Source organism: Methanolobus sediminis (genome assembly GCF_031312595.1).
In the GTDB taxonomy this organism is placed as follows: Archaea; Halobacteriota; Methanosarcinia; order Methanosarcinales; family Methanosarcinaceae; genus Methanolobus; species Methanolobus sediminis.
Window position 1 is genome coordinate 2,362,395 of the sequence record NZ_CP133592.1, and the last position, 14,937, is coordinate 2,377,331.

General features: G+C 43.9%; 13 protein-coding genes. 10 read left to right on the forward strand and 3 right to left on the reverse strand.

All coding sequences use genetic code 11. From position 1 onward, the window contains the following. Nucleotides 1-14: 14 nt before the first annotated feature. Genes RE474_RS11775 through mtaA form a run of 3 tightly spaced genes read left to right on the forward strand, consistent with a single transcriptional unit; the run spans nucleotide 15 to nucleotide 3,096 of the window. Nucleotides 15-1,685, forward strand: coding sequence for a methylamine methyltransferase corrinoid protein reductive activase (locus tag RE474_RS11775; RefSeq protein ID WP_309310553.1), 1,671 nt, complete (start codon nucleotides 15-17; stop codon nucleotides 1,683-1,685). Continuing rightward, nucleotides 1,682-1,996 carry a DUF6951 family protein gene (locus RE474_RS11780; RefSeq protein WP_309310554.1) on the forward strand — a complete coding sequence of 105 codons (315 nt, stop codon included), beginning with the start codon at nucleotides 1,682-1,684 and terminating at the stop codon, nucleotides 1,994-1,996. Before RE474_RS11775 ends, RE474_RS11780 begins: the two co-directional genes overlap by 4 nt. Nucleotides 1,997-2,049: 53 nt before the next feature. Beyond that, on the forward strand, nucleotides 2,050-3,096 hold the full coding sequence (gene mtaA, locus RE474_RS11785; protein WP_309310555.1) for a methylcobamide:CoM methyltransferase MtaA: 1,047 nt from the start codon (nucleotides 2,050-2,052) through the stop codon (nucleotides 3,094-3,096). A gap of 268 nt (nucleotides 3,097-3,364) precedes the next feature. Here the strand turns inward: mtaA and RE474_RS11790 are convergent, their stop codons facing one another. Next, complete coding sequence (locus RE474_RS11790; protein WP_309310556.1) at nucleotides 3,365-3,646, reverse strand: DUF3303 domain-containing protein; 282 nt, start codon at nucleotides 3,644-3,646, stop codon at nucleotides 3,365-3,367. Nucleotides 3,647-3,851: 205 nt separating this feature from the next. Next, nucleotides 3,852-4,985, reverse strand: a complete 1,134-nt coding sequence (locus tag RE474_RS11795; protein WP_309310557.1) for a Glu/Leu/Phe/Val family dehydrogenase — start codon at nucleotides 4,983-4,985, stop codon at nucleotides 3,852-3,854. 180 nt (nucleotides 4,986-5,165) lie between these two features. On the opposite strand from RE474_RS11795, the gene RE474_RS11800 reads away from it, so the two are divergent. The 7 genes from RE474_RS11800 (at nucleotide 5,166) to RE474_RS11830 (ending at nucleotide 13,104) form a co-directional block, all read left to right on the forward strand. Next, entirely contained in the window at nucleotides 5,166-6,080 is a 915-nt protein-coding gene (locus RE474_RS11800) for a 2-oxoacid:acceptor oxidoreductase family protein (RefSeq protein WP_309310558.1), read from the forward strand. Continuing rightward, the gene (gene porA, locus RE474_RS11805; protein ID WP_309310559.1) at nucleotides 6,077-7,294 is read left to right on the forward strand and encodes a pyruvate ferredoxin oxidoreductase; all 1,218 of its coding nucleotides are present in this window, start codon (nucleotides 6,077-6,079) and stop codon (nucleotides 7,292-7,294) included. The genes RE474_RS11800 and porA overlap by 4 nt, the downstream gene beginning before the upstream one ends. A gap of 2 nt (nucleotides 7,295-7,296) precedes the next feature. Beyond that, nucleotides 7,297-8,214 (forward strand): thiamine pyrophosphate-dependent enzyme, encoded by a 918-nt coding sequence (locus RE474_RS11810; protein ID WP_309310560.1) that lies wholly within the window; start codon nucleotides 7,297-7,299, stop codon nucleotides 8,212-8,214. After that, entirely contained in the window at nucleotides 8,180-9,583 is a 1,404-nt protein-coding gene (locus tag RE474_RS11815) for an acetate--CoA ligase family protein (protein ID WP_309310561.1), read from the forward strand. Before RE474_RS11810 ends, RE474_RS11815 begins: the two co-directional genes overlap by 35 nt. Continuing rightward, nucleotides 9,574-10,287, forward strand: a complete 714-nt coding sequence (locus tag RE474_RS11820) for an acetate--CoA ligase family protein (protein WP_309310562.1) — start codon at nucleotides 9,574-9,576, stop codon at nucleotides 10,285-10,287. The genes RE474_RS11815 and RE474_RS11820 overlap by 10 nt, the downstream gene beginning before the upstream one ends. 48 nt (nucleotides 10,288-10,335) lie before the next feature. Then, on the forward strand, nucleotides 10,336-12,009 hold the full coding sequence (locus RE474_RS11825; RefSeq protein ID WP_309310563.1) for an acetate--CoA ligase: 1,674 nt from the start codon (nucleotides 10,336-10,338) through the stop codon (nucleotides 12,007-12,009). Between the two features lie 453 nt (nucleotides 12,010-12,462). Beyond that, the gene (locus tag RE474_RS11830) at nucleotides 12,463-13,104 is read left to right on the forward strand and encodes an FmdE family protein (protein ID WP_309310564.1); all 642 of its coding nucleotides are present in this window, start codon (nucleotides 12,463-12,465) and stop codon (nucleotides 13,102-13,104) included. Between the two features lie 125 nt (nucleotides 13,105-13,229). Here RE474_RS11830 and RE474_RS11835 read toward each other — a convergent pair whose 3' ends face one another. Further along, on the reverse strand, nucleotides 13,230-14,936 hold the full coding sequence (locus tag RE474_RS11835) for a dipeptide ABC transporter ATP-binding protein (protein WP_309310565.1): 1,707 nt from the start codon (nucleotides 14,934-14,936) through the stop codon (nucleotides 13,230-13,232). Nucleotide 14,937 lies beyond the last annotated feature (1 nt).

The window sequence follows — 14,937 nt, forward strand, 5'->3', positions numbered from 1 at the left end:
ACGGAGGTAATAATATGTATGGAATAGCACTAGATGTGGGAACTAGCGGCTTTAGGGCGCAATTGATTGATCTGGAAACAAAAGAAGTTGTCAAGACCTCAATGACAATGAAACATCCGTTGCCAGGTGGGAATGTAACCGATCATCTTGATTTTGCCATATCCATTGGAGAAGATGTGGCACATGGTATCATCATAGATGCTGTCGAGAAAATGATCGAGGGATTCGATGTAGATCCATCACAGATATCAAAGATGGCTGTCTGTGGTAATCCGATACAGCTTTCTCTTTTTCAGAATGCGGAGATACGAGATCTGGCCTATGCAGGGAGAAATATGCAAAAAAGACTGGGTATAGAAGACGTACACCGCGATGCAAGGATATTCCCGGCCATGGAAATATTTCATGGAAATATATACCTTGAGAACTGTGAGATCATTGTCCCGCCTGCCATTGAGCATGAGATAGGGGCTGATGCGCTTGCCATGATGGTGGAGACGGATTTTCTAGAACAGGAAGTGCCAACTCTTGTTACAGATTATGGAACGAATGCTGAGATGGCCATAAAGGTAGGTAACAGAATAATAACAGGAAGTGCTGCAGCCGGACCTGCTATAGAAGGGCAGGGTATAAGTTGTGGAATGCTTGCAGCTCCGGGAGCTATCACGGATGTTGATCTGGAAGATGGATTCTGGAGAATATCTGTACTGAATGAGTTCATGGATGTTGTAAAAGGTCATCTCATAGACCCGGTAAGCGGAACAATACTTGTGAGGTCGGATGTAGTACCGACTGGTATTACAGGAACAGGGCTTATTTCCATATTGTCCCTTGCGATTGAAACAGGAATCATAATCAGTCCACCTAAACTAAAGTACGGTAAGATCAAACTTGGTGAAGGTATCGAGGTATCAGAAGAAGATATCAAAGAGGCTGGCAAGGCCATAGGTGCCATAAGGGCTGCTCAACTGACCCTGATACATGAATCCGGGATCGCCTATGAAGATCTTGAGACCATGTATATGAGCGGTGCTTCTGGAACCTATGTAGACTCTGTCAAAGCAAGAAATATAGGCTCATGCCCGGATTTTACAAAGAAAATAGTGCAATTCGGGAACACATCTCTATCCCTTGCAAGAGACATAGTTCTTGAAAAGGTGAAGCTTGATCAACTGATCGAATTGGCAGGAAACATAAAGGCTGACCATCTTATGATGGCTACCAGTGAAACCTTCAAGAAGCTCTATGCCTGTGAACTGGGATACTGGACAGAGGGCATGTCTATGGAGATGTACAGGAAGTTTATGAAAATGTCTAAATTGCCTGAGCTGCCTGCTCCCGTTGATGATCCTGTGCTTGAGAAAAAGGTCCTGAAAGATATCAGTGAGGACGGTACAGGCCAGGTAGAAGTGGTAGAGGACATAGGTTTTACTCTTGAAGAACTGGCAGTAGGATGTGTAATGTGCCACAGATGTGAAAAAGAATGTCCTGAGAATGCGATATCCATACAGGAAGTAGACGGTCGCTTCCTTGCAGAGTATGATACTCTTAAGTGCCTTGGGACTGCATGCAGAAGATGTGTGAGTATGTGTCCGGTACATGCCCTTGACTACAAGGAAATAAAGCTCATAGCTGATAGACCACTTTCGGTTCTTGCAGCACAGGCTGCAGGAGGATATCAATGACAGAGGTAAAGGTCAATTCCAGGATATGTGGTTTCACCCATATAATCAGGGGAAAAAAGGATGGTCAAAAGATAATTGTCGATATTGATACTCCATGTGAGAAAATCAAAAAGATGTCTCATCTGGAAGTCGACATGATGGATCTTTTCGATATAAAAGATAATATTGTTATGGAAAAGGCCAAAGAGGCAAGATGTACTGCTACATGCCTTGTACCCTGTGCAGTGATGCATGTCTGTTGTATAGAATCGGGTTTCATGTCGGGTACACTTGCCAAAGATGCAGGAAGTATCAGCATCGAATTCCTATGACATATTTCTTTGTTAAGATGAAGAATATTATTTAGGATATAGCTATCCTGAACATGCTAGGTTTAAAAGGAAGGTATTATATTAGTGAAACTGAATCAGATATTTTAAAGAAATTCCAGGATATACTTGATAGAAAAAAGGTTGACTTTCCGCTTGCAGGTACAGTCACCACATCAGCAATACTTGATTTGATGGATATTTCAGGGGTTAGCAGGCCTGAAGCAGACAGGAATGCGGAAAAAATGGCAAAACTTGCTTCTTCGTTACACACGGTTGCAAAGTTTGAGGTCATACGCATTCCATTTGATGTGACGGTTGTCGGCGAGGCACTCGGATGTCAAATTGATATCGGCACAAAAGCAAGGACACCATCAATAATAACTCATCCTTTTGAGAAAGAACCTGAAGATTTCGATGTACCAGTTGATTTGCTGAAAAGAGGAAGAATACCTGTTGTAATGGAAGCAATATCCCTTCTCAAAAATGATAAGGGATTACAGGTACCTATTGTTGCAGGTATTGAAGGGGCTGCTGACCTTTCTTCTCATCTTTGTGGTATAAAACCATTTTTAAAATTGACTATTAAGAAACCTGAAATTGCAAAGAGCATCGTCGAAAAATGTATCGATGCATGTATAATCTGTGCCAATGCCTATTTTCTTTCAGGTGCGGATGCATTGGTGGTTGCAGATGCATTATCCTCTCCAGAGATGATGGGTCCTGATGCGTTCAGGAGAATTGTAAAACCTGCGCTGACCAGATTCAATGAAAGCATAAAAGGTCATAGTATACTTCACATATGTGGAGAGGTGGATAGTATAATTCCAGATATTCTTGAATGTGGCTTTAGTGCTATAAGTGTCGAAGAGAATGTAAAGGATCTGGAATATGTGATAGATAGTGCACACAGTAAGAATACGGCGGTGATCGGAAATATTTCAACTGCAGATACTCTGTACAGAAAAACACCGGCTGATGTCAAAAAAGAGGCTTTCAGATGCCTGGATGCAGATATCGATATACTTGCTCCCGGATGTGGCCTGGTTCCAGAGACACCTTTGGAAAATCTTCTTGCTATTGTTGATGCAAGGAATATCTAGTGTAACAAAATTGGACAAAAAACAGGAAAAAGTTAGTCGGTCAATTCAACAATCTCAAAAAATAAAATATTCCATCACAGAGACCAACGAGAACTAAAAGATACACGTCAAAAAACTCAAAGTTTCACCAAAATCTCATCGGGTTCTTTCACTGCTTAAGCTACTGTATAGATAAAAAGAAGGATCGTTGGTTTAACAGGGCATTTAAGACCAAACCATGTTAAGCCATTTGATGCTAAGGTTCAATTCGTTATCATTGTCAGACGTTTCATACGGGCATTTCGCTCCATATATCAGCCAGACATTTCATACAGGCATTTGTCTCCATCACTGGAAAACTATCGAAATAGCAGATATCCCTCCAGGGGAAAGTGGCAGCAAGATATGCTTCTGAGTCTTTGGCATCATAGACCACTATGTGACGGCATGTGGACAGGTCATCCCATTCACTGACAACTTCAATGCCCGGGGGGTATTCCCACTTTTCAAAACGGCTCAGTACTTCCTCGGTATCCTTTGGATCCCACGTGATTATGTCCATGAACAACATTTATTCCTCACTCCCTGTTAAGTTGTATTTTGTTCACTCAATATTCGATTCCGATTAACGTGCATAGCTCAAAAAATTCTACACATATAAAAATCGGTTTTTTAAATTCATATCTCTTTTGGTTATTTATTTTTTGAAGCAATGATTGCTTCTGACAAAAAAAATAAGACTGGAAATTTTAGTCTTTCTTCCAGCTTAGTATGTGTCAGACAAATCGCGGAGCTGAGGAAAAAAGAGACCATCTTCTGTATGACATAGCCTTTTTAATTCTCTTTACTGCAATTTCCATTGCAACATCTCTTGGAATCATTCCGCTGCAAGCCACTCCCTCCAGTATTTCTCTGGTATTGCATCGCAGTTTATCTTCTATTGTCTGGAATGCAGCTGCTTCACATGCTCCCTGATATTCCATGGCTGCACAGATTACTCCCCCTGCATTGGCAATAAAATCCGGAATGCATAAAACTCCTTTTTCGTGAAGATATTTTTCAGCTTCATGGGTAATGGGGATGTTAGCACCTTCGATCACCAGCTTTGTGTTAAGACGATGTACATTATCCTCATGAATGATATCAGGCCTAGCCGCAGGAATCCATATCTCACACTCGATATCAATAATAGATTCAGGGTCCCTGACTTCAGCGCCTGGATAATCCACCACGCTCATGCCGTTCTTCTTTAAATTGATCAATTTAGCGATATCAAATCCTTCAGGTTTGTAGGCCGTTCCTCTGGAATCAGCTACTCCTATCAGCACAGCTCCTTTTTCGGCGAGGAAACAAGCTGCATGTTTTCCCACTGCACCAAAGCCCTGGATGACCATTCTTGCGCCTTCCATCTCAAAATCACAGTACTCGAGTGCAACATCAGCTGCATGGCTCATTCCCCATCCAGTAGCTCCTATCTCGTCAAGGGGAATACCACCTATTTCACGGGGGAGTCCTACCGCCCTTCCAATCTCGTCATGCACACAGGCCATACACCGTTCATCGGTACCCATGTCAGGACCAAATATATACTCCTGTACCTCACGTAAGGAAGATGCCAGGGCCCGAATAAGTTTCTCTTTATTTTCCTGGGGCATTTTAGGGTCACCGTAGATCACCGCTTTTCCACCACCATGTGGTAATCCGGCAACCGCATTTTTAAGGGTCATGGCACGGGCCAGTCTGAAACATTCCTCGGTGCTTACATCCGGTGCCATGCGTACACCACCGATAGAAGGACCTACAGCTACATTATCAACTACCAGGACAGCTTTTAGACCAACCGACGGCTCATAAACATGAATAATCTTTGCCGGTCCGAGTTCATCTGCAAATCTAAAAATACCTTCCATCAAAACCCCCCTTTAATATAATTAACTCCATATCTAATTATGTCCATACACATTAAAATTACTTTTGCAGATGGGAACCTATCCGAGAAGTATCAAGCCTTCATCTATTCTATTCCTTGTTTGTTGAGGGAAGCAGTACGTTTATACTATAGTCATGCATAAATTAAAATGGGGGAGCTAATGCTCAAATTGAGATTTCATGGAAGGGGCGGCCAGGGAGCGAAGGTTGCCAGTCGGATACTCGGGACTGCGGCATTTATGGAAGGCTGTCAGGTTCAGGATTTCCCATTGTACGGGGCAGAAAGGAGAGGCGCTCCTATCAGTTCCTTCACACGGATATCCAGAGAAGTGATTATGGAGAGAGGGGTGATCTCTGATCCTGATGTCATTATAGTAATGGACCAGACCATTCTGTCTGACCCGCAGGCTGCACCTCTTTCAGGATTAAAGAAGAATGGAGTGGTATTCATCAATACTCCTGATAGTCCTGCACAGTTAAAGGCTGAGTATGATATTGATGGCCGGGTAATAACTCAGGACATAACAAAGATTGCTCTTGATATTGTGGGAAGTTCTATCATCAGTACCCTTGCAGGAGCTGTAGCTTCAAAGATCATCGGAATTGGAGAAGATTCTCTTAAGAATGCCGTGGAGAAGGAATTATCCGGTATCATAACAGATTGGAAGCTGTTGGAAAAGAACATAGAGGCAGCACTGTATTGTTTCAACTCACTGGAAACTGTAGATATGAAGGCAATTGAAACTGACCATAAACAGAGTACTGTTGTAACCATTCCTTTTGAACCCGCAAGTATCTCAAGTCCTTCAATAAAAGCAACTGCTAACAGTCTTTTGAAACAGACAGGTAACTGGAGAATTTACAAGCCATTCTGGGACTACGATGTCTGCAACAAGTGTATGATCTGTGTATCAAGATGTCCTGAGGGTTGTATCTCATTGAATGAACAGGGGTTCCCATCTCCGGATTATGATCATTGCAAAGGCTGTATGATCTGTGCAGAGGAATGTCCTAAAAAAGGTATCAAAGCTATCATGGATTCCGTTCCCGATAAAGAGGAGGTGACTGGAGAATGAAGAAGGAGATGCTCACCGGTAACACTGCAGCAGCATGGGGAGCCCGGTTAGCTGAGGTGGATTACATTCCGGCTTTTCCGATAACTCCTCAGACCGAGATAATCGAGACCCTTTCCGACTGGATATCGGAAGGGGATATGCGCACCAGGTTCGTTACTCTGGATTCTGAGCATTCGATGATCACTGCCGCAGGAGCGGCATCGGCTACGGGTGTTAGGGTCTTTACGGCAACATCCAGTCAGGGTTTGATGTATGGTTTTGAAATGCTTTATACCGTGGCTGGATGGAGAGTACCACTGGTAATGATCAATGTGGCCAGAGGTCTGTCTTCCCCTATTACTCTGGGTCCGGACCACAATGATATCCTTGCTGCAAGGGATACAGGATTTCTGCAGATTCATTGCGAGAACTGTCAGGAAGTTCTGGATTCCGTCCTGATGGCATACCGGGTGGCAGAGGATGAAAAGGTACTCTTGCCTGCACTGGTAAATCTTGATGGCTTTTATCTTTCCTTTACCAGAGAACCGGTGGAAGTCCCGGACATTGACAGCGTCAGAAGATTTCTCCCATCTTACGAACCCTCACATGCATTTTTCAGGGCAGATCAGCCCATGGCTCAGGGAGTGGCGGTCCTTGGCGGTGCCTATTATTCTTATTTCAAATACCAGATGCATCTGGCAAGTCAGCAGGCACTGGGTGTCTATAAGGAAGCATGCAGGGAATTTGAAAAGGAATTTGGTCGTAAATATGACACTATCGAGCAGTACAGGCTGGATGATGCTGAATACGTACTTGTCATGATTAATTCATTCTCCACTCTGGGAAAGGCTGCTGTGAACAGGGCCAGGGAACAGGGAATAAAGGCCGGACTTCTGAGGCCAAGACTCCTGAGACCATTTCCAGAGGAGGACATCAGGAATGCCCTGAAGGGAAAGAAAAGAGTGGCTGTGGTCGATCAGAATATCAGTGTAGGCAAGGGAGGTATCCTTTTCTCCGAGCTTGCAAGCTGCCTTTATAATGAAAAACATAGGCCACTGCTGATGTCCTTTATCGGAGGACTGGGTGGGAAGAACATAAGTCATGAGGAATTCGCTTTCATCTTTGATCAGCTGATCAAAGGAGAAGAAGCCGAAGTTGAGACTCCACACTTGTTGTATACGCAGCATGAATGGGAAGAAATGCAAAAACTGAAAGAGATTGCAGGAAGGGTGTAAGAATGATCACAGAACAGATCAAATCTATCAAGGACCTTCCTCTTGAGGAGAACATGTTCTCCGGCACTCCTGCATGTGCCGGTTGTGGAGGTCTTCTGACCCTGAGGCACTGTTTGAAGATGCTGGGGGAGAAGGTTGTTATTGTAAATGCTGCAGGATGTTTCACCCTGCTCTCCATCTATCCCTTTACTCCTTTCAGGAGTTCGTGGCTCTACACGGCAATGGCCTGTGCCCCTGCGGGAGCCCAGGGTGTGAGGGATGCTCTGGATATATTACTCGAAAAGGGGAAAATAGACCCGGACGAAAATCTGAAAGTGGTGGTGTTGACTGGTGATGGTTCTGCCTATGATATGGGACTCTCATCCACATCAGGTGCTATCTATCGTAACCTTGATTTCTACTATATCTGCTATGACAATGAAGCATACGGGAATACAGGATTCCAGGAATCGGGTTCAACTCCTTTTGCATCAAGGACCAAGACAACATCTGCAGGAAAGGAATTTGCAAAAAAGGACCTCTTTGAGATATGGAACAGCCATAAACCTCCATACCTTGCCACGATCTCTCCGGCATATCCTGTGGATTTGGCTAACAAGTTCAAAAAAGCAGAGCAGTACAAAGGTCCAAAGCTCTTCATCTCTCTTATTCCATGTCCGCCGGGATGGTCTACCGATCCTTCCCATACATTCAAGCTTGCAAAACTAGCAGTTGATACCGGAGTCTGGGCTTTGAAGGAATCCATTTCGGGCGAGGTGGAACACACAGTTGTTCCTAAGAAATTCAAGCCGGTTGAAGATTACTTGAAAGAGCAGGGCAGGTTCTCTCATCTCTTTAAACCTGTAAGGAATGAAGAAACACTGGGGAAGATCCAGGAGATGGTGAATGAATACTGGAAAAGGTATGGGATTCTTCTTTGATCCGCAGTCCATCGCCATTATCGGAGCATCGCCTACTCCCGGGAAAGCTTCTCACGTGATACTGGATAACCTTAGAAGAACAGGTTATAATGGTTCCATCTATCCGGTGAATCCCAAATATGATCATATCGACGGCATGAAATGTTACGCTTCTATCGCTGATATTGGGAAGCAGGTAGATGTAGCCATATTTGTGCTTCCCGCATCAAAAGTAATGGAAATCCTTGGAGGACCGGTTGAAAACGTCCGGGGAGCTATTATCATAAGTTCAGGTTTTAGGGAAGTGGAAAAAGGGGAGCTTCTGGAAGAGGAACTTAAAAGAATTGCTGAGGAAAAATGTATCAGGATAATAGGGCCGAATTGTCTGGGGATATATGATGCCATTTATGGAGTAGATACTTTTCTGGTTCCCGTGGAGCAGGTGAAGAGGCCAAAAAAAGGTGGATTGTCGATACTTACCCAGAGCGGTTCCTTTGCGGTTCTGATTATGGACGAGATGGCAACGGAAGGCATAGGTGTCGCAAGGATAGTGAGCTATGGGAATAAGGTTGATGTTGACGAGGCAGATTGTCTTGATCTGCTGGCAGAGGATGAGGCTACCAGATATGTTCTGTTGTACATAGAATCGGTGGAGAACGGAAGGGAATTTGTTGAAGCTGCTTCCAGGTGTGCTGCAAAGAAACCTGTTGTTGCCATAAAGGTCGGCAGAGGTGAGGCGGGCATGCATGCCGCCAGATCACATACCGGAGCTCTGGGTGGGAAATATGAGATATACCGGGCTGCTTTCAGGAAGGCAGGTATTATAGAGGTTGACGGATATGAGGATTTGAAGGATGCCTGCAGGGTTCTGGAGGCATATAATATTGTTGATGGCAACAAAGTACTGATCATAACAGACGGTGGCGGGATCGGGGTAAGCATGGCAGATGCTTGTGAGGACCTCGGACTGGATGTCAGAAGACTTTCACAGGATTCAAAGAAGCGTCTAAGTTCAAAGCTTCCTGCATTCTCCGCAACGGATAATCCCATAGACCTGACCGCCAGTGCAAAAGATGATGACTATTTCACTGCTCTTGAAGAGGGTTTCTTGAACGGTTATGACCTTGCCATTGTAACGGTGCTCTGGGGGGCACCTGCACTCTCAACTAGGGTAATTGACGGGATATCTGAAGTTCAAAACAGGTACAATAAACCAGTGCTCATATGCAGTCCCGGTGGAGAGTTCACGAGGAATAAGTACAGGCTGTTCGAGGAAAAGGGCATGCCGGTATTCTCAACTCCGGAGGCTGGTGTAAGAGCCGCGGCTGTTCTGATTGGCAAGGGAACAGTGCGGGATAATATGTCGAAAGGAGCAGGACCATGGATCTGAAAGTGGTTGACAGTATCATCAATAATGCCCAGAATGAGGGCAGGGATCACCTGTTTGAAACAGAGGCCAAGACACTGATCAGCCAATGGGATATCCCAGTACCCGGTTCTGTTCTCGTAAAGGGATCGGAGTTTCCAGACATTAGTGTGGATAGCATCGAGCCTCCATTTATTCTTAAGGTGGTATCCAGGAATATTCTTCATAAAACAGAGGTGGGAGGTGTGATATCAGACCTCGGGGATATGGATGATGTAAGAAATGCCATTATCCGTATGAAAAAGGATATTGAGAAAAATGCTCCACAGGCAAGGATAGAAGGCTTCCTTCTGGAAGAATTCGTTCCTGTGGGTGTGGAGGTGATTATTGGTGGGACAAGGGATCCTCAGTTTGGTCCGGTGATGATGTTCGGTACGGGAGGTGTCATGGTGGAACTGATGAAAGATGTTAGTTTCAGGCTTGCACCCCTGGATAAAAGCGAATCCATGGCAATGATGGAGGATCTGAGAGGCTATCCACTTCTTACGGGATACCGGGGTTCAAAGCCAGTAGACCGGGAACAGCTGGCGTCTGTAATTATGAAAGTGTCTGATATCATTACGAAAATAAAAGAGATACGGGAAATTGAAATAAATCCGCTTTTTGCTTACGAAGATGGGGTAATGGCAGTGGATGCCAGAGTGATATTAGAATTAGAAGAAAGATGAAGAGATGGCTTTTCAGACAGGCTGTTTTCGTAAAAAGGGGTGTATGAAATGGGAAAAGAAACAACTGAATTCGATTATGACAGGGAGAGAGATCAATTCAACTGGGATATTCCGGCGGACTATAATTTCGTTGACGTTATCAGGGGCTGGGCAAAGGACAGCACAAGGATTCTGGCGATAATTGAGCACCCGGATGGCAAAGTTGAAAATGCCACATACCAGGAAGTATGGGACAACGCAATGCGGTTTGGAAATGTCCTCCGGGATTCGGGAATCCATAAAGGTGATAAGGTTATGATCATGCTTCCCAGAAGTGTGGATGTCTATGTTGTGAGTATAGGCATATGGGCAATAGGTGGCATTGTTGTTCCGGGCACGGTTATGTTGAGGCGGGATGATATCGAATACAGAATACGGGATGCTGGTATCAGGGCGCTTGTTACAAGTGATGCAATGGTGGCTGCTGAGGTGGATGCTGTAAAGGATAAGGTTGCGGATATCAGGCTTTTCTTTTCAGGAGAAAGGGATGGCTGGAAAGATTATCGATTCGAAATGGACTCGGCATCGGGAAGTCTCGATCTTGAAGAACTTAAGGCTAGTGACCCTCTGGCAATTAACTACACTTCCGGTACAACGGGTGCACCAAAAGGTGTGCTGCATACCCATTCACTAATGTATTGTTTCGACAGGCTCAACAGGCATTACTGGTGGAACACTCAACCAAACGAACTATGCTGGGCTACCACGGAGCCGGGATGGGCAAAGTGGTACTGGGCTCCATTTGGAACGGTAATGAATACCGGTGCCACTAATTTCCATTACTCCGGCAGGTTCGAACCGGAAAAATGGTTCGAGTTACTTGATAAATGGAAGGTTAACAGGACGTGTATGACCGCAACTGAACTTCGGTCTATGGCATCGATAGATGATGCGGATAAGAGGTATAATCTGGAAGAGCTGAAGGTCATCCTGACTGCAGGTGAACCTTGTACACCGGGTATTGTCCGGTTCTTTGGTGAAAAGTTTGGATTATCTGTTAGGGAAGGTTATGGACAAACGGAAACCTGTGTTGTTGCCTGCACTCTGCCGGGGATGATTATAAAGCCCGGTTCTATGGGTCGGTTCACACCGGGAGTCAGGGGTGCAATTGTGGACCCAGATACGGGAGAAGAACTGCCGGTTGGGCAGAGGGGAATAATCGCTGTTGCAGGGGATCATCCTATGCTTTTTACTGAGTATTACAAGCAGCCGGAAAAAACGGCTGAATGCTTTAAAGGTGACTGGTATCTGACCGGAGACCTTGCAATGATGGATGAAGCTGGATACATATGGTTCGAGTCAAGGTCGGATGATGTCTGTATAAGTTCAGGATACAGAATCGGTCCTTTCGAGGTTGAAAGTGCTGTGGATTCCCATGAGGCTGTTCTGGAATCAGCTATGATCCCAAGTCCCGACCCGCTAAGAGGTGAGGTTGTCAAGGTCCTTGTTGTCTTAAAAGAAGGATACGAGGCATCCGGGGAGCTTGTCCGGGATATCCAGCAGCATGTCAAACACATAACTGCTCCTTACAAGTATCCTCGTGATATCGAATTTATAAGTGAGCTGCCAAAGACCATTAGTGGTAAGATTAAACGTAAAGATCTCAGGAACCTAGAATTCGAGAAGAAAAAAGATGTGATCGAGAAGCTGAAGGAAAAGGGAATGTGGGCGAGACCGGATTGAAGTGCAAATCTAGGGGGACGGTGAAAGAACTATTTACGAACTCCAATTTACTTTGCTTCTAAAAATTAATCAATTTTAGAATAGGAGGATTGGCCAATTTTAATGGAAGGTCTTGGTACAATAATTGGCCAATATTGACAGGCAGGTCAAACACAGCAGTCACGCTTTGAACCGCGTAGTTTGTTATATAGAATAAATTTCGGAGAACTTTCTAGTTATTGTTGTAGGTGTTCGACCTGTCTGATTCTTAATAGAGATTCTTGATATATTAATATTACGAATATATCATAAAATAACAATAATTGCTTAAATATGAATAGAATGTGTTACACATGTATAATATGACAAATTACATTTGAAATCCTGCCATAGCTGTCATTATAATAGTCACGTAAAGCTCAATAACACGAAAAGTATTAAATGTAACACTGGCGTTTAGACTTAGTGATTATCATGTCATCAGATTGTTCTACCGAAAGCACAACAAGAGAAGTTGCTTCATTTGAAGATGCTGCAAAGTTCCACGGACACGTCTGTCCGGGTCTTACTATTGGTTACATCGCAGCAAAAGCTGGCATCGAAAAACTGGAAACAGAAAGAGACATTGACGAGGAACTTGTCACCATCGTGGAAAACGATGCCTGTGGAGTAGATGCAGTCCAGGTATTGACAGGCTGCACAATAGGCAAAGGCAACCTTATTTACAAGGATCATGCAAAACAGGTATTCACATTCATCTGTCGTGACAGCGGAAAAGCTGTAAGGGTGGCCCTCCGTGCAAGTTTCAATATTGACAATATCGATCCGAAGGTCAGCGAACTCCGTCCTAAAGTAATGTCAGGCACTGCAACTGAGGAAGAGGTGAAGGAGTTCAGGAAAGCTATGGACGGAATTTCCGTAACAATGCGAAACACTCCCGTTGACGAGATGTTCGAAGTGAAGTTCGTAGATGTAGAGATTCCTGGAAAAGCAAGGATATTCAATTCTCTTAAGTGTTCCAAATGCGGTGAAATGATGGCTGAATCAAGGGCAAGAGTGCAGAATGGTGAATATATTTGCATTCCCTGCTATGAGGAATATAATAGAGGATGGTAAGGCTGAAATTGATTCAAAGATCAATTTCCTTTTTCACATCATTACTTTTGTTTGCAATAGCTGCTAATCCAACTTTTTTAGTCAGCCCTGTAATTGTTGCTATTACACTCCTATTAATCAAGGCCTTAAACAGGGATATTTGAATCAACAAGTCTTTTAGTATATTCATCAGAAGGCGAAAGCATTACTTCATGGGAATTGCCCATCTCAACGATCCTTCCATGATTCATGACTGCTATTCGGTCAGCGATCTTCAAAGTCATGGAAAGGTCATGTGAAATATAGATCATTGCAAAACCTCTCCTGTTCTGGAGTCCCTTTAAAAGACGCATTACGTTTGCAGATGTCGAAACATCCAGAGCCGAAGTAACCTCATCTGCAATAAGGAGTTTTGGCTGCATAACCATCGCTCTGGCAAGTGCAACTCTCTGTCTCTGACCACCGCTAAGTTCACCGCAATATTTACTGAGGAAAGCATCAGTAGCCGGAAGATGAACGAGTTCAAGGACGTTTTTTGCCATTTCCAAACGTTCTTCTTTGCTTCCGATCTTATTGATATCAAGAGGTTCCTTTATTGCATCGAGCACAGTGAACCTGTTGCTTGTAGAATTGAAAGGGTCTTGAAAAACTATCTGTATGCCATTGAGCTTGTTTCCATAACACCCTTTGAATGTGTTCTCACCCATAAATGATATGTTTCCACTCTCTGGCATGATCACGTTTGCAAGGATATGTGCAAGAGTGGATTTGCCAGAGCCTGTCTGTCCTACAATTGCAAGCACCTCTCCTTCCATAATTTCCAGATCAACATTATCAACTGCTTTCAGGTATTGTCCATCCGGGAGACTATAACTGAAATTCAGGTCTTTAGCCTGCAGAAGCTCAGCAACACCTCCTCTGTGGCAGGCAATTTCTCTTCCTCCGTCAACAGGAATCAGATAAGGTGTTGCTTCATTGCATATCTTAATCTTTTGATTACATCTTGGGAAAAAAGGACAACCATTGAATTCAGTTCCTATGGAAATATCACCGGGGATTCCCCAGAGGTCTTTATATACGAAAATATCAGGAGTTGAGTGAACAAGTCCTCTTGTATATGGGTGTCTGGGTGACAATAGAATATCTTTAACCGGGCCAGTCTCAACAACTTTTCCTAAATACATGACAGCTACCCTTGAAGCCACAGAAGACACAAAAGTAATATCATGTGATATCATCAACATTGTATAAGCGTTCTTCTTCTGCAGTTCGATCAGAAGATCCCTTATCTCCTTTCTGGTAAATGCATCAAGTGCGGAAGTAACCTCATCAAGTATCAGTAATTTAGGATTGCATGACAGGGCCATTGCCAGGAGAACTCTCTGCCTCATGCCACCGGAAAGCTGATGCGGATAGGAATCCATCCATTTTGGGTCAAGATGGACATTTCTGAAAAGATCTTCACATTTGCTCTGTGCTTCTCCAGAGCTGATGTCAAGGTGTTTCATCATAGGTTCCATTACCTGTACCCCGACTTTCATAACAGGATTGAGAACTTCAAGTCCGTTCTGAAAAACGATGGCAATATCCTTCCATCTCAATCTGTCCATTTCGTTTTCAGATAAAGAGGAGAGTACATTCTCTTTGTACTTTATTTCACCTGTAATAGCCGTGTTTTCAGGCAGAAGTCCCATGATGCTAAGTGCAACGGTAGTTTTTCCACTTCCGGATTCTCCCACTATGCCGAGAATCTCTCCCTCTTCAATTTCTAAAGAAACCCCTTCAACTGCCTTTACAGTGTGGTTTTCGGCCTGATAATGACATTTCAGATCATTGATTTTAAGCAGACTCATG